This is a genomic window from Streptomyces sp. NPDC047042, assembly GCF_040644035.1.
In the GTDB taxonomy this organism is placed as follows: domain Bacteria; phylum Actinomycetota; class Actinomycetes; order Streptomycetales; family Streptomycetaceae; genus Streptomyces.
Genome location: NZ_JBEYVP010000040.1, coordinates 24,670 through 47,163 on the forward strand (window position 1 = coordinate 24,670; position 22,494 = coordinate 47,163).

Here is a 22,494-nt window from a genome sequence, read left to right on the forward strand (position 1 = left end):
AGCACGCGGTGTTCTACACGTCCAGTTGGGTCTCAATACTCTTGAGCTGGTGGCGGGCCATCGCGAGGTTCGACTTCCTCCGGTCGAGAACCAGGTAGAGGAACAGGCCGTTGCCGCTACGGCTTTTGAGTGGCCGAAGGATGTGGTATTGGCTGCCGAGTGTGATCAGTACGTCCTCGATCTCGCCCTTGAGCCCGAGGTGTTCCATGGTGCGTGTCTTCGCTCGGATCACGTCCGTGTTGCCCGCCGCCGCGACGGTCAGGTCGAGGTCCTTGCCGCCGCCCAGAGTTCCCAGCGCCATTCCGCTGGTGTAGTCGACCAGGGCGGTACCCAATGAGCCCTCCACTGACGTCATGATCTCCTTCAGGCAGATCTCCACATTGCTCATACCGGGCATCTCCTCCATGTCGCTGCGAGGCTCGGGCTTGGCCCTCCCCGCGGATGCCCCGGACCTTACGGAGTGCCGGGTGCCGACAAGTCGGGTTGTTTCTGTAGTGACCGAGGAAGCCCTGAAAAGTCAGATGATGCGATATCCATGACCGCTCGGGCTCCGCAAATGGCGCTGCTGATGGATGACTCGCCGCGGTTCACAGGGTGTTGAGCAGCAGGACGTAGACACCGGTGCCGATGCCGACGCTGAGGATGGTGCGCCGCCCGAGGGACAGGTGGACGCCGATGGTGACCGCGGTGGCGAGCAGGGCGTACCGGGCGCCGTGCGCGTCCTTGGTGAGGGTGCCGTGCAGCGCGGTGATGGCCAGGATGGCGAGGATGCCCACCGGCATCCACACCGACAACTGCCGTACGACGGCCGAACCGCGCAGCCCGCCCAGCACCGCGAACGGCACGGCGCGCAGGGCGAGGGTGATGGTGAAGACGATCGCCAGTACGGCGATCAGTTACGAGGTGCTAGGCATCGGCGGTCTCTCCTGTGGAACGACGGGCGGTCAGGGCGTGCCGGACCAGGAGCAGGCCGACGAACAGCAGCAGCGCCGTGAACATCGCCAGACCCGGGGTCACGACGAGGGCCACGGCCGCACTGGCTCCCGCCAGCAGCACGGAAGGGATCTCCTGGCGGGAGCGGAAGGCGTCCAGCGTGAGCACGGTGAACAGGGAGCACAGCGCGAACTCCAGGCCCTTGATGGGCGCGGGCAGGGCGGCGCCGAGGGCGACCCCGGCCAGTCCGCCGCCGACCCAGTAGCTCTCGCAGGCGAGCTGCATGGCCAGCAGGCGAGGTGCGGAGCGCTCCGACTCCGGCAGCGAGGCGTTGACGGCGTACGCCTCGTCGATCATCGCGTAGACCGCGTACGCCTTCGCGACCGGATGCTTGACCAGGTGCAGCGGAAAGGAGAACGCGTAGAAGATGTGCCGGAAGTTGACCACGAACACGGTCAAGGCCACCGCGGCGAGCGGGGTGACGGCGGCCGTCATGCCGACCAGCAGCAGCTCCAGGGAACCGGCGAATGCGGCCAGGGACAGGGCCGGTGTCAGCCACCAGGGCAGTCCGGCCTGAAGGACGAGCAGTCCGAGCGCGATGCCGAGGGGAAAGATCCCGAGGCCGGCCGAGAAGGAGTCGCGGATCCCGGCGGCTATCTGCTCTCGGGGCTCCGGAGCCGAGGGCCGGGCCGGGGCGGCGGTTGTCCGGGGGGACACGTCTTGTCGCATGCGCCCATGGTCGCGTGAATCCCGTGACATGTGGTTGCGAATATTGCGTGGAGGAGGGCATCCTGCGCAATCTATTGCCCGTCGACCCGCCCGACGCAGCAATGATTCTCACTCGCCGGTGGGGGCGGCCGACTCCAGGCGTACGGGATCCCGGGCGGACCGCACTCATCCCGATCGCCGGGACGTCAATACCTGGCGGTGGCGAACATGCGAAACACTTTCGGAAACACACCGGTGACATAGCGGTATCGCATCCCAATACTGTCTCCAGCCGGACCAGCCCTCACTGGAGCCGCACCTCAATTCTGGGAAATGGCCCGTGGCCGGCGCACAGAGGAAAAAAGGTAATGATGCGAAAACTGGCACAGAGAGCTCTCGCCGCGGCGACAGCCACAGGTTTGGGCGTCGCATTCGCCGTCGCCTCCGCAGCGGGCGCTTCGGCATATCAGCCGAGTTCGTCGAATCTGTACGTCGCGGACAGCCCGTCCACCTGCAACAAGAAGCCCTGTGTTCTCTATCCCAAGTCGGCGCAACTGCCGGGCGGTCGTATCGTGGCCGCCTTCGAGAACAGTCAGGGCGCTCCGGTGGGGCAGAAGATGCCTGTCTACAAGAGTGACGACGACGGTACGACATGGCAGAAACTGTCGGACGTCCAGGCGCCCGCGTTTCTGTCCAGCGATTCCCAGTACGCCAAGTACACGAGCAACTGGACGAACCCGTATTTCTACGTTCTCCCGCAGGACGTCGGAAGCCTGAGCGCCGGAACTCTGCTCCTCGCGAGTGTCGTCTCCGGGGACGACTACTACTACGAAGAGAAGAAAGCGGCCGACCCGAACTGGACACCGACCGGTGACGGGGACCGCAAGGACGTGGCGATCGCCCTGTATTCCAGTGTGGACAACGGGGCGACCTGGAATTTCCAGAACATCATCGCCGCCGGGGGATGGGCCGGCTCGGTGCTCTCGACCGCCAACACCAGCGCGCAGAAGGACCCGGTCTGGGAGCCCTACCTCGAGGCGCGCGGCGGGCAGCTCGTCGCCTACTACTCCGACGAGAACGACTACACCGGCTACGACTCCGCCACCGGGGTGCCGACCCTCGACCCGGCCAACGACACGGCGACCGACTCGGGCGGCCAGATCCTTGCCCACCGGACCTGGAACGGCACCAGCACCTCCGCCTGGAGCGGTCCCGTCGTCGACGTTCCGGGCACGACCGTGAACAACAACGGCAAGACGGAGATCGGCGGCGGACGCCCCGGCATGACGACGATCGCCCCGACCACCGACGGAAAGTGGCTCCTCACCTACGAGTACTGGGGCGGCGGAGCGAACGTCCGGTACCGCACCGCGGACGACCCGCTGAAGTTCTTCTCCGGGACCGACGGCGCCATCACCTCACTGCCCGTACCCACGGGCGGGCACGGGCCGGCGACCGGCGGCAGCCCGGTGCTGATGCCCATGCCGGACGGCCGCATCGTCTACAACGCCGCAGGCAGCGCGAGTGTCTGGGTCAACGAGTCCGGCCTGAGCACCGGCGCCTGGAAGGAGTACCAGACACCGATCGCCTCCGGGTACAGCCGTAACCTCCAGTACGTCGAGGGCACGGGACGCGTTCTCGTCCTCCAAGCCGGCTTCGGCGGCGGGGGCATCGGTCCCGTGCGCTACGCCGAGGTCGACCTGGGCCGCTCCCAGGGCGCCTACTACACCCTCGTCAACCGCTCGACCGGCCAGGCACTCAGCCCCGCAGGCGGGAAGACCCAGGACGCCAACCTCACCGGTGACGTCCCCGACCTCGTCCTCGCGAACCGCGACTCGGCCGACGACACACAGCGCTGGCACACGACGGCCAAGGGCAGCGACGTGACCCTGCTGAACAAGGCCGGAGGCCGCGCCGCCGCGATCTGGACCGGCAGCGCGACAGCCGGCCAGAAACTGGCCCAGTGGGTCGACGACGGCGCCAACGACAAGCAGTGGACCCTCGTGCCCTCCACCGACGGCTACTACAAGCTCCGCTCGGTGCGCAACACCAGCCTGTTCATGACGGGCGCGAGCGCGGGCGGCGCCGTCACCGTGGCGGCCTCGACCGATGACGGCTCGCAGGACTGGCAGCTCGTCCAGGACCCCCTGCCGACGGACGGCACCTTCACCCTGAAGGGCGCCAACTCGGGCCGCTGCCTCGACATACCCAACGGCCAGACGGGCGTGCAGGCGCAGATCTGGGACTGCTCCGGGAACGCGAACCAGACCGTCACACAGACCGCGGCCGGTGAACTCCGCATCGCCGGCAAGTGCCTCGGTGCGAACGCCGACGGCACGACCGCGGGCACGAAGCTGATCCTGTGGACGTGCAACGGCAGGACCAGCCAGAAGTGGTCGCTGCGCCTGGACGGCTCCGTCGTCAACCGCTCCAACGGCCTGGTCGTCGACGTCACCGGCGGGGCTACCGCCAACGGCTCGAAGGTGCAGCTGTGGAACACCCTCGGCAACACCTCGCAGAAGTGGAGCCGCAACTAGCCAGGACCGCCCTTGCCTGCCGGCGCCGCCTCCCGTTAGCTTGCGGCGGAGTTCCCCTATGAGGGAATAGGCGCAGATCAACGCCGTACCGGCGAGCCCGGCGGGCATCGGGTGACAGGTCAGAGCGAGGCACACGAGTGACAGGTCGGGGCAGGAAGACGGACCGGGACGCACAGTACGGTCTGCTGAGCAGCATCGCCGGTGAGGCCGGTGTCTCGCTGAGCACCGTCTCCAAGGTGGTGCACCGGCGCCGTGACGTCGGGGCTGCCACCCGGGCCCGCGTGGAGGAACTCCTGACGCGGCACGGATACGTCCGGCCCGGAGAGCCGAATCCCGTGGCGCCGCGCCAGATCGTCGCGGTGTTCCGGGACCTGTCCGGTCCGTACACGCTGGAGGTCGTCCGGGGAATCGTGGCCGCCGCCGACGAACTCGACATCGACGTGGTGACGGGTACCACCGGACACCGGTCGATCGCCCGGTGGCTGGAGGAGTGCGAGGCGCTGGGCGCGGCCGGACTGATCATCGTGATTTCCATGCTGGCCGAGGACGACCAGCGGCGGATCGTCGAGCGGCGGCTGCCCGTCGTCCTCATCGATCCGCTCAGCGCGCCCGGCCAGGACATCCCGAGCATCGGGGTGACGAACTGGAGCGGCGCCAAGGACGCGGTGCACCATCTGCTCGGACTCGGGCACACCCGGATCGGGATGGTCGTGGGCCGTGCGCACTCGCCGGCCGGAGCCGCCCGGCTGCACGGCTACCGGGCCGCACTCGAAGAGGCGGAGATCGAGTACGACCCGGCGCTCGTGCGTTCGACGGACTTCGACTTCGACGAGGGGCTGCGCGCCAGCCTGCGCATCCTGCTTGCCGACGATCCGCCCACCGCGGTCTTCGCGGCCAGCGACGCACAGGCGCTCGGTGTCCTGGAGGCGGCCCGGCAGCTCGGGCTCGCCGTTCCGGAGGACCTGGCGGTCATGTCCTTCGACGACACGCTCGTGGCGGCCATGGCCTGCCCGCCGCTGAGCGCGGTGCGCCAGCCCTTCGAGGAGCTGGGCCGCGAGGCCACCCGGGTGCTGCTGGACATGGCCGAGGGACGGCCGCCCGCGTCCCCACGGATCGAGCTGGCCACGGAACTCGTACTCCGTACGTCCACCTCCGTGCCCCGTGGCGTCAGGACACCGTGAGCGTCCTCGTGGCGCTCACCCGCGCGGAGGCCGGGCGAGCGGGACGGCCACCGAGACAGGAGCGCCCGGCGACACACGCACAGTGCGCTGCCGGTCCGCACCCAGTCGGCACACGACGTCGACCTCACGCTCGCGCTCGGAGCTGAACACCGCCCTGACGACACCCTTTTCCAGGTCCCAGGTGAGTTCGGCCACGCGCACTCCGGCGCGGGTGGCGACACCGCGCAGGCTGCCGTGGCGCCACTCCGCGGGGAGCGCCGGAAGCAGCTCCACGATGCCCGGCCGGGAGTCCACCAGCAGCTCCACCACGACGGCGGGCAGACAGTGCGCCGCGTCCGCGTTGTAGATCTCCCGACCCGGATTGTGCGAGGTCATCAGCGACCGGAAGAGCATGTCCCGGCCCAGGATCTTCAGGACGTTCGCCTTCGCCGCGTCACCGTCCTTCAGCCGCGCGGCGACCAGCGCCCGGTGCAGGCTGCCATGTGCGGACAGGTTCTCGTCGCCCCGGCGCAGCAGCGCCTCCCGGGCGGCGGCAGCCAGTTCGGGGGTGTCGTCCGGGGTGATGTCGTGCAGGGGCCACACCGGGTAGAGGTGGCTGATGTGCCGGTGGTCGTCGGCGGTCTCCAGACCCGGCCACGCCCACTCGGCCAACGCCCCGCGGTCGTCCACGCGATACGGGGGCAGCCGATCGGCCAGCGCCCGCCAGCGGACGGCCGCGTCCTGTTCGACACCGAGATACGCGCAGACGTCGGCGGCGGTGAGCAGCGCGTGCCGGGCCGCTGCCAGGTCCATGGTCGCGTTCACCCCGGCGACGCCCCGCGCACCGCGCGGACCGACCTCGGGGGAGTAGGAGGGGACCAGGACCACATGCCCGTCCTGGTCCTCGCGGGTGAGGAAGTCCTCGAAGAACACCGCCGCCTCGACGAGCCAGGGAGCGAGCGTACGGGCGAGGAAGTCGTCGTCGCCGGTCGCCTGCCAGTACTCGAGGAGCGGGAACAGCAGCCAGTCCGCGCCCCCGACCCACATCGTCCAGGGCCATTCGTCGTCGAGGTGGAACAGCAGCCCGTGCTCCCCGTCGGTCCGGCTCGGCGCGAGCACGCCCCGCGTGCCGTAGATCGTGCGGGCGTTGACACGCCAGTCGTCGAACTGCCCGCCGATCAGCGCGGCGTACGGCGCGATCAGCTCGGGCATTCCGGTGAGGACCGCCCCGGCCATCTGGAGGTTGATGTTGGCGTCGGTCGTGTAGTCGCCGGACCAGGCCGCGCCCCACGCCCCCAGCCACAGTCCGGTCAGCCGGGGCGGCAGCACCCCGCTGGAGCTGAGCAGCAGATAACGGCCGCAGTGGAACAGCGCCTCGATCAGCGCGGCGTCGAGTTGACCGGTGTCGGCCCTGGCGATCAGTTCGCGTACGGGCAGTCCCCGGGCGCTCTCCGGGGCACCGAGGTCGAGCGTCGCGCGCCGGTACAGCTCGCCGTGGACCGCCGCGTGCCGGACCAGCAGGACGTCGTAGTCGGCCGGCACCTCGGCGAGGCCCGAACGCAGTCCGTCGACGTCGGGAACGGACGCACCCCGGTCCATACGGGTCAGCAGCGTCACCCTCGTGGCCCCCACGACCCGGACCGTGTCCCCCTCCACCGCCATCCCACCGCCCGTGACGACAACCCTGGTCACGCCGACGAAGCCGGCCGCACCGGGACCGGGCGGATACGTCCCCACCACGGCGAGGGACGCCTCACCGGCGCCGTCGGCGCGCGCGGACGTCGTGAAGCGGACGTCGGCCGGGCGGCCGGGAAGCTCGCCGGAGAGCCGTACCGCCAGATCGAGCCGTGGCCCGGTGATCTCGACGACCGCGACGGCGTCGGTGCGCGAGACGAAGGCCCGCCGCGACCGTTCCCGTTCCGCGTCCAACCACGTGACCCGAACCTCGCCGGTGGCGAAGTCGGTCACCCGCCGATAGCCCTCCACCGGGCCCTCCCCGGCCACGGAGTCCAGCTGGAGCACATGACCGGGGTGGAACGACTGCGTCCAGGCCAACTTCCTGCCGTCGGAGAACTCCCGCTGCGCTTGCTCCGGTTCGCCGGCGAGGAGGAGGTCGCGCACATGCTCGAGACGGCTCGCGACGGCAGGCGGGCGCATCCCGAGGGATTCGTTGGGCAGGACGTAGCGGTGGTGGTTGTGGACGATCCGCTCCTGGTGCGGGTGGCCGGACACCATGATCCCGTATTCACCGTTTCCGGAGAGAAAGGCGTCCTCCCAGCGGTCGGCGGGCTGTGTGTCGTGGATGCTGTGCACCGGCATTACCGGCCTTCCCGAAATGATGTGCCCGAGCGGCTCGAACAGGTTGCGGGGAGCCTACAAGAGGTGCCCGCCCTCTTCACGAAAGACTTTCGTAAGCCGTAACTCCCTTGTATTTCCCCGGGTTTCGCGGCCTTTCCCGCGACTCGCTCACAGCCGGGTCGTGATTCGGGTGTGTACTTTCCCTCCGCGCACGGTCATCGGACACCGACGGGGAGGCCCAGGCGAAGTGACGGGTCCAGCCAGGCCGCGCCGGAACGGTCGCAGCGATCAGTACGGGCTTCTCGCCTCGATAGCGGAAGAAGCCGGCGTCTCGGCGGCCACCGTCTCGAAGGTCGTCCATCGCAGACGCGACGTGTCCCCGGCGACAAGGGCACGCGTCGAGGCGCTGTTGCGCGAACACGGTTTCGTCCGGGCCTGGGAGGACGACGCGCGCCGGGCGCGGCAGATCCTGGTCGTCCTGCGCGACCTGGCCGGCCCGTACACCCTGGAAGTCGTCCGGGGCATCGTGGAATCGGCGGCCGAGGCGGGCATTCACACGACCGTCGGTACGACCGGTCGGCGTTCGATCTCGACGTGGCTGGAGGAGTCCGTCGCGCTGGGAGCCTTGGGAGTCGTCTTCGTCATCTCGGCTCTCGCCGACCTGGACCAGCGCCGGATCCTGGACCAGCGGCTGCCGGTGGTGCTCGTCGATCCCCTGAACGCGCCGAGCGCCGGCATCCCGAGCGTCGGGGTGACGAACTGGCACGGTGCGACGACCGCCGTCCAGCACCTGATCGACCTCGGACACCGCCGGATCGGCATGCTGGCTGGCCGGTCGAGTTCGCAGGCCGGGGGCGCGCGTCTGCACGGCTACCGGGCGGCCCTCGCGGAGGCCGGCATCCCGTACGACCCGGCCCTCGTCAGGTCGACGGACTTCGACCACGGCGAGGCCCTGCGAGCGGCCCGCGCTGTCCTGGACAGGGCACAGAGGCCGACGGCGCTCTTCGCCGCCAGTGACGTCCAGGCCCTCGGCGCCATGGAGGCCGCCCGGCAGCTCGGCATCGCCGTGCCGACCCGGCTGTCGGTCGTGTCGTTCGACGACACCCTGGTGGCCGCCATGGCCGCACCGCCGCTGAGTGCCGTACGGCAGCCGTTCCGTGAACTCGGTCAGGAGGCCACGCGTGTCCTGCTGCACCTGGCCGACGGCAGGCCGCCCGCCGTCACGCGCAGGGAACTCGCCACCGAATTGATCCTGCGCATGTCCACCGCGCCGCCCTGGAGCGAGCCGGACACAAGCGCGTGACCTCGATTTCCGCAAGCCCCCAGATCGCGAAAGTCTTTCGGAACTGAATCCCTTCCGATGTTGCCGCGGGCGAATTGCGCCGCTTAGCGTGACCGACGCCGGCTCAACCGCAGGAGCAACGGGACGCAACCCTTGCGCGAAAGCACCTGACGGGCATGGCCATCGACCCACATCCCTCCGTACGAACAGGCCGGGACGGCCTGCCGGGTGAGCACACCCGTACCGAGGGAATTGCCGACTCGAAAGGTGTTCAACGATGAACAGAGTGTCCCGACGGTGGTTCCTCACCGCGACGGCGGCGACCACGCTGGGCGTCACCGTGGCGGGCTGCGGTTCGTCCGGCGGCTCCGCCGCGTCCTCGCCGACCGGCAACGCCGATTTCTGGACGCTCCAGGACCCGACCAACCCGGTGCAGAAGGCCGCCGTGGACGCCTTCAACTCCACCGGCAAGGGCAAGGTCAGCATGACCGTCATCGCCACGGACGGGTACAAGGACAAGCTGCGCACCGCGATGGGCTCCTCGAAGATGCCCGGGCTGTTCTTCAACTGGGGCGGCGGCAGCCTCGACGACTACGTCAAGGCGGGCAAGCTCGTCGAGCTCGACGGACTGCTGGCGGGCCGGTTCCTGCCCTCGGCGCTGGCCGCGGGCAAGGTGGACGACAAGCTGGTCGGCATCCCGTGCCGAGGCACCCAGCCCGTGTTCCTCTTCTTCAACAAGAAGGTCTTCGCCGATGCCGGCGTCGAGCCGCCCGCCACCTACGCCGAACTGCTGGATCTGGTGAAGCTCTTCAAGGGCAAGGGGATCACCCCGTTCGCGCTCGCGGGCAACGCCAGCTCCTCGTGGACGGAGCTGATGTGGGTCGAGTACCTCGTCGACCGCCTCGCGGGTCCGGTCCTCTTCGACAAGATCCAGAACGGTGACTGGTCGCAGTGGGGCGACCCGGCCGTCCTGAAGGCCGCGGAGATGATCAAGGAGCTGGTGGACGCCGGCGCCTTCGGCAAGAACTTCGGCTCGGTCAACTACGGCGCCGGCGGCACCTCCACCCTGCTCAACAAGGGCAAGGCGGCGATGGTCCTGATGGGCTCGTGGGAGTACGCCGTCCAGCAGGGCGAGGCCCCCGACTTCGTCAAGAACGACCTGGGGTACGTGCCCTTCCCGAGCGTCGAGGGCGGCAAGGGCGACCCGAAGAATGTCGTCGGCAACCCCACCAACTACATCTCGGTGACCACCGCGGCCCCCGCGGACACCGCGGCGGAGTTCCTCAAGACCACCTACAGCGACAGCTATGTGCAAGGGCTCATCGAGAAGGGCGAGGTGCCGGTCACCACCAACGCCGAGCAACTGCTCGCCAAGGCGCCCGACCCGGCGTACGCGAAGTTCCAGTACGACCTGGTGGCGAAGGCCCCCTCCTTCACCCAGTCCTGGGACCAGGCGCTCGGCCTCACCCTGGGCACCCCGCTGCTGACCGAGATCCAGAAGCTGTTCAACGGACAGAGCTCGCCGGAGCAGTTCGTCGGCGCGGTCCAGGCGATCAAGAAGTAGGAAGGGCGTCCACGTGGTCTCCCCAACGACTTCGGCCGCTCCGCCCACTCTGGAGCGGCCCGGCGTGGCCTGGGCCGTCCCCGGGCTGCTGTTCTTCCTCGTCTTCGCGATTGTGCCGATGGCGGGAGTGCTCTACCTCTCCTTCACCCACTGGGACGGACTGAACAGCCCGCAGTTCTCGGGTCTGGACAACTGGTCGCGGTTCTTCGGCGACAGCCAGGTCCGCCAGTCAACCCTCGTCACGGGCATCCTGCTGGTCGGGAACATCGCCGTACAGGCGCCGATCAGCATCCTGCTGGGCGTCTGGGCGGCCGGTCACCAGCGCAACCGCGCCGTCCTGTCGGCGGTCTTCTTCCTGCCCCTGCTGCTGTCGACCGCGGCCACGGCCATCATGTGGCGGCAACTGCTCGACCCGAACTTCGGCCTGCCGTCGAAGGTCGAGTGGCTGTTCGGCGGCAGCAACCCCTTCGGCTCCAAGTCGGGCGCGATCGCCTGTCTGGTCCTGGTCACCAGCTGGCAGTTCGTCCCCTTCCACAGCCTGCTCTACCAGGGCGCCGCCCGGGCCGTCCCGCACACGCTCTACCAGGCGGCCGCGATCGACGGCGCGGGACGGGTACGGCAGTTCGTCCACATCACCCTGCCGCAGCTGCGCAACACGGTCATCACCTCTACCACGTTCATGGTCATCGGCGGTCTCACCGCCTTCGACATCGTGCTGCTGCTGACCAACGGCGGCCCGGGCACCGACACCTCGATCCTGCCGTTCTCGATGTACCAGACGGCCTTCCGCACCTACGACTACGGATACGCGAGCGCCATCGCGAGCTTTCTGCTGCTGCTCGCCACCGCGGCCTCGGTCCTCCTCACGAAGCTCAGTGGGTACGACAGGATGACAAGCACCATGGAGGGTCTGTGAGGACGCGCCCGAACCACCTCGCCGGCGCCGCCGCCCTCGTCTGGCTGGTGATCATCGGCGTCCCGCTCTACGCGCTGGTGAACACGGCGGTGCAACCGCAGACGAAGTACACCGACAAAGGGCCCGTCTCGATCCCCTCCACGGTGACCTGGGACAACTTCACCACCGTGCTGGACAGCGGGTTCCCGCACTACATCTGGAACACCATGGTCGTCGCGGTGGCCACCGTGGCCATCGTGCTCGCGCTCGCCGTACCGATCGGCTACGCGGTGGTCCGGGGCCGGGGATGGCTCTCCAAGGGCGTGTTCCGCCTGTTCCTGCTGGGACTTGCCATTCCCTCCCAGGCGGTCATCATTCCGCTCTTCCTCATCGTCAACGACCTGGGCTTCTACGACACCCTGTGGGGGATCATCCTGCCGACGGCGGCCTTCGCGCTGCCGGTGAGCGTGCTGGTCCTCAGCGGCGGGATGCGGGACATCTCCAACGAGCTGTACGAGGCCATGGCCCTGGACGGCGCCGGACCGGCCCGGACCCTGGTGACCCTGGTCGTCCCGATGTCGCGCTCCGCCATCGCGACGGCGTCCGTCTTCGCGGCCCTGCAGGCGTGGAACGGCTTCCTGTTCCCGCTGATCATGACCCAGTCCGAGGACACCAAACTGGTGACGCTGGGCCTGTACAACTTCGTCTCCGAGTACAGCGCCAACGTGCCGGCCCTGATGGCTGCGGTGCTGCTGTCCGCCGTACCCATCCTGGTCGTCTACCTCTTCGCCCGACGGGCCCTCGTCGCGGGCCTGATGGGCGCCGGCGGCAAGTGACCGCGCCGCCGTCCCGCCCGGCCTGACACGGCGGGACGGCCCTTCGAACCGGGCCCGGGCGCGCCACGCAAGCCGACGAGAACCTCCGCTCGTCGCTGTCCCGCGCGTCCGCCTCCCCAGGACCGCGCGAGCGCTGCCCGGGCCCGAATCCGCCCCGGACCGACCCCACTTCCGACATTTTCCGAGTACGCCGTTCGCGGCACCCGTCACAGAAACGGACACACCTTGACGATCAGCGACGAGCGCCCGACGACGACCGGGCCCTGGAACGATCCCGCCCTGCCGGCGGCCGACCGCGCCCGGGCCCTGCTCGACGCCATGACCGAGGGCGAGAAGATCGCACAGCTCGGCAGCACCTGGCCGGGCCACGAGGGAGGCGGCGACGTCGCCCCCATGCAGGACACCTTCGAGGGCGCCGAGAGCTTCGATGAGGCCATCCTGGACGGGCTCGGGCATCTCACAAGGGTGTTCGGCACGGCACCACTCGACACCGAAGCGGGCCGGGAGCGGCTGGCCGCCCTGCAGGAACGGGTGGTCGCGGCGAACCGTTTCGGCATCCCGGCCATCGCCCACGAGGAGTGCCTGACCGGCTTCACCACCTGGCAGGCCACCGTCTACCCCACCCCGCTCGCCTGGGCGGCCACCTTCGACCCCGGACTCGTGCACCGCATGGCGGCGGCCATCGGCTCCGACATGGCCGCCGTGGGCGTGCACCAGGGCCTGTCACCCGTGGTGGACGTCGTACGCGACTACCGCTGGGGCAGAGTGGAGGAGACGCTCGGTGAGGACCCGTACGTCGTCTCGGAGCTCGGACTGGCCTATGTCCAGGGCCTCCAGGCGGGCGGTGTCGTCGCCACCCTGAAGCACTTCGCCGGCTACTCCGCCTCCCGCGCCGCCCGCAACCACGCCCCGGCCGCCCTGGGTCCGCGCGAACTCGCCGACGTCGTCCTCGTCCCCTTCGAGAAGGCAGTCGTCAAGGGCCGCGTCGGTTCCGTCATGAACGCCTACAACGACATCGACGGTGTGCCCTGCGGCGCGGACGAGGTCCTGCTCACCCAACTCCTGCGCGACACCTGGGGGTTCGAGGGCACGGTGGTCTCCGACTACTGGGCGATCGCCTTCCTCGCCTCCCTGCACCATGTGGCGGCGGACATCCCGGAAGCTGCCCGCGCAGCCCTGCGCGCCGGTATCGACGTGGAGCTGCCGCACACCACGGCCTACGGAGAGGCCCTGCGGGCCCAGCTGAAGGACGGCAGCCTGCCCGCCGGTCTGCTCGACCGCGCGGTGCTGCGTGTCCTGACGCAGAAGGCCGAACTCGGCCTGCTGGACCGGGACTGGACTCCCCGTCGGTACACGGCCCCCGTTGACTTCGACGCCCCCGGCAACCGGTCCATCGCCCGCGCGCTGGCCGAGGAGTCCGTCGTCCTGCTCGACAACGCCTCCGGTCTGCTGCCGCTCACCGGCGTGCGCTCCGTCGCCGTGATCGGCCCCGCGGCCGACGACGCCCACTGTCTGTTCGGCTGCTACTCGTTCCCCAACCACGTCCTGCCGAGCCACCCCGACCTCCCCATGGGTATCGAGGCAGCGACCGTGCTGGACGCCTTCCGCGAGGAGTTCCCCGGGGCCACGGTGCGGCACGAGCGCGGCTGCCAGGTCAGCGGCGACGACCGTAGCGGCGTCGCGGCGGCGGTGGCCGCGGCCACGGAGGCCGACCTGACGGTTCTCGTCGTCGGCGACCGCTCCGGCCTGTTCGGCCACGGAACCTCCGGGGAAGGCTGCGACGTCGGCGACCTGACGCTCCCCGGAGTGCAGGACGAACTCGTCGAGGCCGTCCTCGACGCGGCGAACCGTACCGTCCTCGTCGTCGTGTCGGGCCGCCCGTACGCGATCGGCCGGCACGCCGGGGCCGCTGACGCGACCGTCCAGGCGTTCTTCCCCGGGGAGGAGGGCGCGGCGGCGATCGCGGGCGTCCTCTCCGGGCGGATCAACCCCTCCGGACGTCTGCCGGTCCAGATCCCGGGTGACACGGCCGGCCAGCCGGGCACCTACCTGGCACCTCCGCTCGCCCTGAAGAGCGACGGGGTGAGCAACATCGACCCCACCCCCGCCTTCCCGTTCGGGCACGGTCTGTCGTACACGACCTTCGGGACGTCGGACGCGTACGTCGAGGAGGCGGCCGTCGGGGTCGACGCGGTGATCACCGTACGGGCCAGGGTCTCCAACACCGGCGACAGAGCGGGCACCGCGGTGCCCCAGCTCTACCTCACCGACCCGGTGGCCTCGGTGACCCGCCCCGTCCGCCAGCTGATCGGCTTCACCCGCGTCGACCTGGCCCCCGGCGAGAGCCGCGTCGTGGAGTTCGAGGTCCACACGGACATGACCAGCTTCACCGGAAGAGACCTGCGGCGACGCGTCGAGCCCGGCGACATCACGCTGACCGTCGCCCAGTCGGCGGGCGACCCGGGAACCTCCGCGCGGGTGCGGCTGGAAGGAGAGCCGCGCACGGTCGACCACACCAGGACCATGACCACCGCCGTGACAGTACGCCGGTGACGCACAGGCCACCGGCGCCCGTCACGGATGGCGCCCGTCCCGGGAACCGCCGGTGACCCGCCTGCGGAGACCCTCCTTGACCGACTCCGCGACGGCTTCGGGGTGGTCTTCGGCATAGGCCCGTACGACGGTCTCGAAACTGTCGTCGGGGCGGAGGCCGAGCGCCGTGGCACGCGTGTTGTCGAAGACGGCGGGCCACGAGCCGACGATCGCCTCGACGGCCGGATCGGGCACGACCGTGACCAGATCGGCGACGGCGTCGCCGGCCACCCGGCGCAGGGTGTCCAGCATCTCGGCGACCGTGACCGTGAGGGCGGGCAGATTGACCGGCAGCCCGCCCTCGAGCGCCCCGGGGCCGCGCTCGGCCTCGGTGACGCGGAGGATCCCGTCGACGGTGCGACGCGGCGAGGCAAGGGCGACCCGCAGATCGGGGCTGACCGGGCAGACAGCCGGGAGACCCGCGAGCGGCTCGCGGATGATGCCGGAGAGAAAGCCCGAGGCGGCCGCGTTCGGCCTGCCCGCACGCACCGAAACGGTCATCAGGCGCGCCACACGCCCGTCGATGAACCCCCGACGGGTGTACTCGGCGACCAACTGCTCGCAGATGCGCTTCTGCGCTCCGTAACTGGATTGGGGCATGGGCAGCGTCGACTCACTGACCACGGGCGGCAGCGGCAGCGCGGAGTCGAAGCCGTAGACGGCGACGCTGCTAGAGAACACCGTCCGGGGCGCCGGCCCGCCCCCGGCCGACTGCGCGCGGGCGGCGTCGAGCAAGGCGCGGGTGGTGTCCAGATTGGCGCTCATTCCGAGGTCGAAGTCGGCCTCGCACTCGGCCGAGACCGCCGAGGCCAGATGGATCAGAACATCCACCGGCCGCGCGAACACCTCGTCGAGGCGCTCGCTCAGATCGCCGTGTACGACCTCCACCAGCGGGTCGTCCGCCAACGGCGACCCGGCGGGGACGACCCGGTCGGCGAGCACCAGCCGGTCGACGGGCGCACCGCACAACACCCGCCGCTCGAGCAGCGCCCCGGCGACCTGCTGACCCAGGAAGCCGAAGCCACCGGTGATGACGACCCTCATCCGCGTTCCCCTCGACAGACCTCGAACCGGCGAACCTCTCGTACCCACCTTCCCCCTTAGACCCTGCTTCGGCCCCCTCCGGCCGCAGTAGGTTGGGCCGATGACCGAACCCCTGCCGCCCGGCGGCGTCGCGCTCGACGCCAAGGAACTCGAAGCCCGGTGGGCGAACGCGTGGCGGCCCGAACAACTGGCGGAGCGCTTGGACGGGGTCGATGTCCCCTGGTGCGTCGCGGCCGGGTGGGCGCTGGACCTGTTCCGCGGCAGGCAGTCGCGACCGCACGGCGATGTGGAGATCGCGGTGCCCGCGGCGGCATTCCCGGCGATCCGGGACCGTTTCCCCGACTGCGCGTTCGACGCGGTGGGCTCGGGTCGCATCTGGGCGGAGGCGGGAGCGGAGGCGTTGGCGGCCACCCACCAGACCTGGTCACGGGACCCGGCAAGCGGTCAGTTCCTGTTCGACGTCTTCCGCGAGCCGCACGAGGGCGACACCTGGATCTGCCGACGCGACGAGGGACTTCGGCTGCCGTACGACGCGATCGTCGAGCGGACGGCGGACGGGATCCCCTATCTGGTACCGGAGTTGGTGCTGCTGTTCAAAGCGAAGGAGCCACGGCCCAAGGACCAGGCGGACTTCGACGGCGTGCTGCCCCTGCTGGACCGGACGCGCAGGGAGACCCTCACCGGATGGCTGGAGCATACGCACCCCGGCCATCCGTGGCTGGACCGGCTGACGAGGTAGCGGCGCCGGCCGCGCGCTCCGAGGCCGGCGTCGGTCTCCCCTTGCCGGTGTTCAGCGCGGTCATGCGAAGGTGGCGGCAAGGTCTCGTACGTCCGAGGTGGTCGCCGACTCGCTGAGATGGCGGAGAAGGGCACGGTAGTGCGCCTCCTGGAGGCGACGCGACGCCAGCGCGAAGGACGACACTCCGAGGTCCGCGTGCTTGAGCCGTCCCAGACCCTTGACGGCATGCAGCGCCGCCATGGCCTCGTACCGCTCGACGAGCGAGGGACCGGCGTCGACGGGGAAGCCGAAGTCGCGGAGTGCTTCGACGTATTCGGCCGCGAGGGCATGACGGCGCTCCCAGCCCTCGGGCGTCATTTCGAGCAGCGGAAGGTCGTCGATGACGGTGACCGCCTCCTGGAGCAGCGGCAGCGCGACCGTGGCCTCGATGTCGATCATCACCAGGTCACCGCGAGGGGTCCACAGCCAGTTGCCGGGATGCGGGTCCTTCTTGGCCACTGCGGGAGAACCGTCGGCCACGAAAAGCGCGCACACGGTGTGGAGCAGCTCCCGCTGACGCTCGTCGAGTGTGAACTTGCGGCCTGCCTTGGTCAGTTGAGCCGCGAACGCCGTCCGCTCGGGTTCGCCGCATGTGACGGAGAGGGCTTGGCCGCCCGCGCCGGGGGAGGCCCGCCAGGCCTGGAAGGCGGCGAGGTAGCGCAGGGCCTCGCGGAACCGGGGGACGGGATCGCCGGCGTCGCGTGCGCGGAGCCGGTCGAGCGCGGAAGCGCCGAGGACCCGGCCCTGGGAGCGCCGCATGACGTAGACCGCGTCGCCGTCCTCGACATCGATGACGGCCATGGGTTCGGGCAGGGTCCAGTTGTCCGGGGCGGAGCTCTGCCGCAGCCACTCGCCGAACCGGACGGTGGCGTCGCGTTCCTCGCGGGCCTCCTCGCCGCCCAGCCGTTTGAGGACGATCGACTGTTCGATCAGCCGGTGCGGGTCGTTGATGACCCGCACACCCCGAAGGCCGGAACGCGCCTGCCCGCCGAGGACGGAGTCGCCGAACTCCTTGTTGTCGACGGCCAGTTGTGCCGCGCGCCGCAGCAGCTTGGCGCGTTGTCCGGTGGCCACCGCGGCAGCCAGGTCCTCGGGCCGGGAGGCCAGCAGGGTGGCCGTGGCCAGGTGCTGGTGGGACGTCGCGAGAGCGGCCAGCTGCATTACCGCCCAGGGCCAGTTGGGGTCGCACTCCGTGGCCTGGAGGGCCCGCAGCGCCGCGTCGGTGAGCAGCCCGGGCTCGTCGGTGAGCGCGGCGAGGCGCATGACGGTGGCCGCGGTGACGCTGCGGTTCTCCCGCTGCGCGTGTTCGGGGGCGCCGGAGAACGCCTCGTCCTTGAACGCGAGGACCTGTTCGAGGTCGTCGACGTCGCGGTTGCGCGTCCCGCGCCGGTAGTAGGCGTCGCCCAGCAGACCGGTGAGTTCGACCGCGTCCTGCCCGTGGTCACGTGCGGTCTGGAGATGGACGAGCGCCAGCTCGAGCAGGGACGGGTCCGAGGTGAGCGGGTACGCGCGCAGCGCGCTCTCGCCGAGTTTGCTGTGCGCGATCGTCGTGTCGAAGTCGCCCCTGGCCAGGGTGGGGTTCTCCTGTGCCCGTCGCAGGGCCGAGCCCAGCCAGGCCATCCCGTCGGTGAGCAGTCCCAGGGCTTCCTCGGCGTCAGCCGCGTCGCCCGCCAGGAGCTTCTTGGCCAACTTGAGTGCGCACGCACCCGCGTTGGCCTGGGCGTCGACACTCGGAGTGGTGTCCACGGCGTCGAAGCTCAGCCGGTAGAGCTGGATGGTACGGGCGAGTTCTTCCGTGGTCCCGGCGCGGCGGGCCAGGAACCAGGCCATGAGGGCGGCGTGCCCGGCGGTCCTGTGCCGGGACGCGGGCGTGTGGGTGGGGTGCTCCAGATCGATTTCGAGCCGGTCCAGGGCCTGGGACAGCAGGGCGTGCCACTCGTCGCCGCGCTCGTCGCCCTCGGTCATGTGCCCTGCGAGGACCTTGGTGGCCTGGACGAGGGCGGCTGCGGGGATGGGCGCGTCGACGGGCGTGTCGGCGATGTCGGCGACCAGGGCGGCCAGACGCGGCAGATCGTCCGCCTTCAGCGCCGCGTCCACCGCCTGCTCGAGTTCCGTGACGCGCAGTTTCGTCTCGACCATGGAAGGGGCCCCGGACTCGAGCAGGGCGCGCGCCCGGGCGTGGTCGGCGGCGGCGCCGTCGCGGTCGTTTCGCCGGGCCCGGACACGGGCTCTGTCGAGGAGCGCGTGGATGATGGTGTTCGCCGTGGAGTGGGCTTCGGCGTCGGGGCGCAGCCAGTCGTCCAGAGCCAGGTCGAGCAGTTCGGTCGTACGTCGGCCGTTGCGGTCCACGTCGACCCGGTAGCGGTGGTACCGCAGTTGGGCGCGTTTCGCCGCCAGGTAGCCGTCCTGGGTGCCGGCGGGTTCGACCAGGTCCAGGGCGGCGGTGTACTCGTCCTCGGCCTGCCGCAACAGGACCAGACCGGCGGTGAGTTCGCCCGCCCTGACCAGGAAGTACCCGTGGTGGGCCAGCGCGTCGGCGGCAGCGGCGCGCAGTCTCTTCGTCCTGTCGGTCTCCGCAGGGGTGGTGGCGGAGGCGCGCGCCTGTTCCAGGTGGGCGACGTCCCTGGTGACGTCGTACAGGCGCAGTCCGATCTCGGCCTGGTAGGCGTAGTGCTCCTCGGTGGTGTCGCCGAGCTCCTGGGCTTCCAGCGAGAGGCGGGCGGCGCCGCGCAGAAGCCCTTCGACGTCGGCCGCGACGGTGACGCGCCGGGACAGGATCACCTGGGCCGCGGAGAGCTGGCCGAAGTACTTGCGGCGGGTGTGGTCGTTGAGCCGGTTCTCGGTGTCGCGCACCCAGGTCAGCTGCCGTACCGACTCGCTGAGCAGAAACTGGCCCGGCTCCGACTCGCCGTCCACGCGCAGGAGTTCACGGCCCAGATGAAAGCAGCGTCCGCCGATCCGCAGACCGATCTCGATCCTGGTCCGCAGCAGTCCCAGCCTCTCGGCCTTCAACGCCTCCGGCAGGCCGGGCGTATGACGGGCGAACAGCTCACTGAAGAGCGAGTACAGGACGATCCAGACCGCGTCCGGCTCGTTGGTCCTGTTCTGGTTCTGCTTGATGGCGCAGTAGGCGGCCACCAACCGGCCCGCGGACGGGCGCCCTTCGAGGTCGGTCACCTTCGAGGGAGCGATCAGACGGTCGAGACGGGACGGAAGGTCAATGGGCAGAGGCACGCCGTGGTCCGTCAGGTTCTGGATGACGGTCGCCGGCGTCGCGCCGTGCGGCCTCTGTGAGTGCTGTGTCACTTGCCTACGATGGCACGACACGTGCGGCCATGCCGGGCTTCCTCCGAGTATGCGTTCAGTGCGGTGCCACCTCGTGCCGGGCCAGCTCGGCGAAGCGCCCCACCGCCGAACGGCACGCCTCGGCCTGTGAGTTGAGCTCCGCCCGGTCGGCGGCGTTCTTCAGCGCGGAGGCCAGATCCCGCGCCTCCTCGGCGCGCGCCACTATGGCACGGTCCCCGGCGACCAGTGCCACCTGGAAGTACGCCGACCAGGCGGCGTTGCGCGTCTCGTACACGGCGTGGCCCGTGCGGTGGGGACGCCCCTCGTTCTCGATGAACCACCGGTCCATCAGGGCCTTGCGGAACTCCATGATCGCGATGGCGTAGTTCCGGTATGCGTCGATGCGCACCTCGTGCAACCGGTCCAGGGCCGCGTTGCGTCGTTGCAGCAACTGAGTGATCAGCGAGCCGACGATCCCGCCGGCGAGCGCGCCACAGACACCGATCAATGTCGTGATCATGGCGCGAACACTACCGTTCGCGACTCCATCGGGTCTTCACCTCGAGCATGCGCGACGATGAGCGATCATGAGCGGAATGAACTCCCGTTTCCTCGGTATCCCCGATCTGGCCGAAGTCCCGTCCGTCGCGGTCGTGATCGACGTCATGCGCGCCTACACCGTCGCCGCGTGGGCCTTCGCCCAGGGCGCGGAGAAAATCGTTCTCGCCGAGTCGCTGGACGAAGCCCTGGCCCTCAAGTCCCGCCATCCGGACTGGGCGGCGCTCAAGGACGGTCCGCCCGCGCCGGGCTTCGACATGGTCAACTCGCCAGGCATGCTGCGGTCCGTGGACCTTGCCGGACGAACCGTCATACAGAAGACCACGGCGGGGACGGTCGGCGCCCTCGCGGTGAAACACGCCTCGCTGGTGCTGTGCGCCGGCTTCGTGGTCGCGGAGGCGACGGCAGAGGTGCTGCGGACGCGCGCGAGGGACAGTGTCACCTTCGTCGTCACCGGCGAGGACGGCCGGGCCGACGAAGACCTGGCGTGTGCCCAGTACATCGCCCGGAGGTGGACGGGGGAAGAGGGGACCGACGCTGCGGAATTCCTCCGCCGCGCCGCCGATTCGCGCGCCGCAACCGAACTGGCCGAAGGGATACGACAAGGAGTGCACCCGGACGATGTCGCGCTCTGCCTCGAACTCGACCGCTTCCCCTTCGCCATGGTGGCGACACTGGAAGGTTCACTGATGGTCCTGCGCCCACTCGCGACGCCTTCGCCGACTGATCGCTGAGCGCTCGGCCGTCCACCACGCCCGCGCCGACGCGCCGATGACCGCCGCGCGGGCCCCGGGTGATGGCCCAGTCCCGGTCCGGGACTGGGTTCGCCGCGATCGTGGCGCGCTCACACAGGCGCCGCCCGGGCCCGCCGGTGTCGCACGGAGCCCGTCGAGCGCCGTCAGGCGTCGAGCGCGGTGCGGAGGGTGGTGGCCATCAGGTCGATGGCCTCCTTGCCGGCAGGTGCAGGGCCGGTGTGGGTGAAGTAGTGGTCCACACCTTCGAAGTCGCGGTGAGTGACCGGTACGCCCGCCGATTCCAGCGCCTTGGCGTACGCGGCACCTTCGTCGTGCAGGCGGTCGTGCTCCGCGGTGATGACCAGGGCCGGCGGCAGTCCCGCGAGGTCGTCGGCGAGACCGGGCGAGACGAGAGGGTCGGCGAGGTCCCCGGAATTCGGGACGTAGGCGGCGGTGAAGATCCGCATGATCTGGGGCGTGAGCAGCGGCTTGGCTATCGGGGACTGTTTGGTGGCCGGGTCGGCGACCTGGTCGAACGGGCCCGAGTCGAGGATCTGGAGCCGAGGTGTGAACGTGCCGCGATCGCGGGCCGTCCGGCACACCGCGGCCGTCAGGTTGGCTCCCGCACTGTGTCCGCCGACGGCGAGCCGGGAACCGTCCCAGCCGTGGATGCTGCCGTTCTCGGCCGTCCACGCGGTGACCTCGTAGGCCTGGGTGACAGGGACGGGGTGGGGGCGCTGCGGGGCGACGGCGTAGTCCACGTTGACGACCACGCAGCCGGCCGTGGCGGCTATGTAGCGGCAGAGGTGATCGTCCTGCTCGGGGCGGGCGATCACGAACCCGCCGCCGTGGAAGTTGACGTACACGGGGGGAGTGGCAGCGGTGTCGGTGACCGGCGGGCGATAGACGGTGCAGGTCACCGGCCCGACGCTGGTCTCCACCCGGAGGGTTTCGGTGCGCTTCGGGATGTCGGTGAAGCGCAGGTCCTTGTGCACACGGCTCATCACACGGCCGAGCAGCAGCTGTACGCCTCTGGCCTTGATCCCGGGATTGAACAGCACGGCTCAGCCACCTATCACTGCAACGTTAAATAAACAGGAATCCTGATGATGTAGCCGGATCGCGCAGCACGCAAGAGGAAACGGCGGACAGCTTCGGGCGCGGGCCGCGAGGGCAGGTCACAGCGCGTGTCGTCGCACCTACGGCCCGGTGCGGGGCGGCCGGCCCGGGCCCGGCTGCGGAACGTGGTCTGTGGCCGATCGACCCCTGTCTGGCCGATGGGAACTGGTG

17 protein-coding genes are annotated in these 22,494 nt (G+C 69.9%); 9 read left to right on the plus strand and 8 right to left on the minus strand.

The window, feature by feature from the left end; genetic code table 11:
• Window positions 1-13 precede the first annotated feature (13 nt).
• The 3 genes from ABZ855_RS37105 to ABZ855_RS37115 form a co-directional block, all read right to left on the minus strand.
• Window positions 14-388: a hypothetical protein gene (locus ABZ855_RS37105; protein WP_319213150.1), complete on the minus strand. Its 375-nt coding sequence runs from the start codon at window positions 386-388 to the stop codon at window positions 14-16.
• 199 nt (window positions 389-587) lie between these two features.
• Entirely contained in the window at window positions 588-896 is a 309-nt protein-coding gene (locus ABZ855_RS37110) for an AzlD domain-containing protein (RefSeq protein WP_360814645.1), read from the minus strand.
• A 10-nt stretch (window positions 897-906) separates the two neighbouring features.
• Entirely contained in the window at window positions 907-1,662 is a 756-nt protein-coding gene (locus tag ABZ855_RS37115; RefSeq protein ID WP_360814527.1) for an AzlC family ABC transporter permease, read from the minus strand.
• A 350-nt stretch (window positions 1,663-2,012) separates the two neighbouring features.
• Here ABZ855_RS37115 and ABZ855_RS37120 point away from each other — a divergent pair, with 350 nt between their 5' ends.
• Both ABZ855_RS37120 and ABZ855_RS37125 read left to right on the plus strand, forming a co-directional pair.
• On the plus strand, window positions 2,013-4,178 hold the full coding sequence (locus ABZ855_RS37120; protein WP_360814647.1) for an RICIN domain-containing protein: 2,166 nt from the start codon (window positions 2,013-2,015) through the stop codon (window positions 4,176-4,178).
• Window positions 4,179-4,315: 137 nt separating this feature from the next.
• Window positions 4,316-5,359, plus strand: a complete 1,044-nt coding sequence (locus tag ABZ855_RS37125; RefSeq protein WP_360814529.1) for a LacI family DNA-binding transcriptional regulator — start codon at window positions 4,316-4,318, stop codon at window positions 5,357-5,359.
• 15 nt (window positions 5,360-5,374) lie between these two features.
• Here ABZ855_RS37125 and ABZ855_RS37130 read toward each other — a convergent pair whose 3' ends face one another.
• Window positions 5,375-7,657, minus strand: coding sequence for a glycoside hydrolase N-terminal domain-containing protein (locus tag ABZ855_RS37130; RefSeq protein ID WP_360814531.1), 2,283 nt, complete (start codon window positions 7,655-7,657; stop codon window positions 5,375-5,377).
• Between the two features lie 226 nt (window positions 7,658-7,883).
• On the opposite strand from ABZ855_RS37130, the gene ABZ855_RS37135 reads away from it, so the two are divergent.
• From ABZ855_RS37135 to ABZ855_RS37155, 5 genes are all read left to right on the plus strand, one after another.
• Window positions 7,884-8,939, plus strand: a complete 1,056-nt coding sequence (locus ABZ855_RS37135; protein WP_360814533.1) for a substrate-binding domain-containing protein — start codon at window positions 7,884-7,886, stop codon at window positions 8,937-8,939.
• A 256-nt stretch (window positions 8,940-9,195) separates the two neighbouring features.
• Window positions 9,196-10,482: an extracellular solute-binding protein gene (locus tag ABZ855_RS37140; protein WP_360814535.1), complete on the plus strand. Its 1,287-nt coding sequence runs from the start codon at window positions 9,196-9,198 to the stop codon at window positions 10,480-10,482.
• Window positions 10,483-10,495: 13 nt separating this feature from the next.
• Window positions 10,496-11,398, plus strand: a complete 903-nt coding sequence (locus tag ABZ855_RS37145) for a sugar ABC transporter permease (RefSeq protein ID WP_360814537.1) — start codon at window positions 10,496-10,498, stop codon at window positions 11,396-11,398.
• Complete coding sequence (locus ABZ855_RS37150) at window positions 11,395-12,213, plus strand: carbohydrate ABC transporter permease (protein ID WP_360814539.1); 819 nt, start codon at window positions 11,395-11,397, stop codon at window positions 12,211-12,213. The genes ABZ855_RS37145 and ABZ855_RS37150 overlap by 4 nt, the downstream gene beginning before the upstream one ends.
• A gap of 225 nt (window positions 12,214-12,438) precedes the next feature.
• Window positions 12,439-14,766 carry a glycoside hydrolase family 3 N-terminal domain-containing protein gene (locus ABZ855_RS37155; RefSeq protein WP_360814541.1) on the plus strand — a complete coding sequence of 776 codons (2,328 nt, stop codon included), beginning with the start codon at window positions 12,439-12,441 and terminating at the stop codon, window positions 14,764-14,766.
• Window positions 14,767-14,787: 21 nt separating this feature from the next.
• Here ABZ855_RS37155 and denD read toward each other — a convergent pair whose 3' ends face one another.
• Complete coding sequence (gene denD, locus ABZ855_RS37160; RefSeq protein WP_360814543.1) at window positions 14,788-15,849, minus strand: D-erythronate dehydrogenase; 1,062 nt, start codon at window positions 15,847-15,849, stop codon at window positions 14,788-14,790.
• 100 nt (window positions 15,850-15,949) lie between these two features.
• Between denD and ABZ855_RS37165 the strand changes: the two genes are divergently transcribed.
• Entirely contained in the window at window positions 15,950-16,588 is a 639-nt protein-coding gene (locus tag ABZ855_RS37165; RefSeq protein WP_360814545.1) for a hypothetical protein, read from the plus strand.
• Window positions 16,589-16,648: 60 nt separating this feature from the next.
• Here the strand turns inward: ABZ855_RS37165 and ABZ855_RS37170 are convergent, their stop codons facing one another.
• Complete coding sequence (locus ABZ855_RS37170; protein WP_360814547.1) at window positions 16,649-19,933, minus strand: hypothetical protein; 3,285 nt, start codon at window positions 19,931-19,933, stop codon at window positions 16,649-16,651.
• Between the two features lie 55 nt (window positions 19,934-19,988).
• The gene (locus tag ABZ855_RS37175; RefSeq protein ID WP_360814549.1) at window positions 19,989-20,432 is read right to left on the minus strand and encodes a hypothetical protein; all 444 of its coding nucleotides are present in this window, start codon (window positions 20,430-20,432) and stop codon (window positions 19,989-19,991) included.
• Between the two features lie 76 nt (window positions 20,433-20,508).
• On the opposite strand from ABZ855_RS37175, the gene ABZ855_RS37180 reads away from it, so the two are divergent.
• Complete coding sequence (locus tag ABZ855_RS37180; RefSeq protein ID WP_360814649.1) at window positions 20,509-21,204, plus strand: 2-phosphosulfolactate phosphatase; 696 nt, start codon at window positions 20,509-20,511, stop codon at window positions 21,202-21,204.
• A 164-nt stretch (window positions 21,205-21,368) separates the two neighbouring features.
• Here the strand turns inward: ABZ855_RS37180 and ABZ855_RS37185 are convergent, their stop codons facing one another.
• Window positions 21,369-22,208 (minus strand): alpha/beta hydrolase, encoded by an 840-nt coding sequence (locus tag ABZ855_RS37185; RefSeq protein WP_360814651.1) that lies wholly within the window; start codon window positions 22,206-22,208, stop codon window positions 21,369-21,371.
• Window positions 22,209-22,494: the final 286 nt, after the last annotated feature.

Bases quoted from the DNA above. Each gene is read 5' to 3' on its own strand.
- ABZ855_RS37105 (WP_319213150.1), bottom strand. From the start codon at position 388: ATGAGCAATGTGGAGATCTGCCTGAAGGAGATCATGACGTCAGTGGAG.
- ABZ855_RS37115 (WP_360814527.1), bottom strand. From the start codon at position 1,662: ATGCGACAAGACGTGTCCCCCCGGACAACCGCCGCCCCGGCCCGGCCC.
- ABZ855_RS37120 (WP_360814647.1), top strand. From the start codon at position 2,013: ATGCGAAAACTGGCACAGAGAGCTCTCGCCGCGGCGACAGCCACAGGT.
- ABZ855_RS37130 (WP_360814531.1), bottom strand. From the start codon at position 7,657: ATGCCGGTGCACAGCATCCACGACACACAGCCCGCCGACCGCTGGGAG.
- ABZ855_RS37140 (WP_360814535.1), top strand. From the start codon at position 9,196: ATGAACAGAGTGTCCCGACGGTGGTTCCTCACCGCGACGGCGGCGACC.
- denD (WP_360814543.1), bottom strand. From the start codon at position 15,849: ATGAGGGTCGTCATCACCGGTGGCTTCGGCTTCCTGGGTCAGCAGGTC.
- ABZ855_RS37165 (WP_360814545.1), top strand. From the start codon at position 15,950: ATGACCGAACCCCTGCCGCCCGGCGGCGTCGCGCTCGACGCCAAGGAA.
- ABZ855_RS37175 (WP_360814549.1), bottom strand. From the start codon at position 20,432: ATGATCACGACATTGATCGGTGTCTGTGGCGCGCTCGCCGGCGGGATC.
- ABZ855_RS37180 (WP_360814649.1), top strand. From the start codon at position 20,509: ATGAACTCCCGTTTCCTCGGTATCCCCGATCTGGCCGAAGTCCCGTCC.
- ABZ855_RS37185 (WP_360814651.1), bottom strand. From the start codon at position 22,208: ATGAGCCGTGTGCACAAGGACCTGCGCTTCACCGACATCCCGAAGCGC.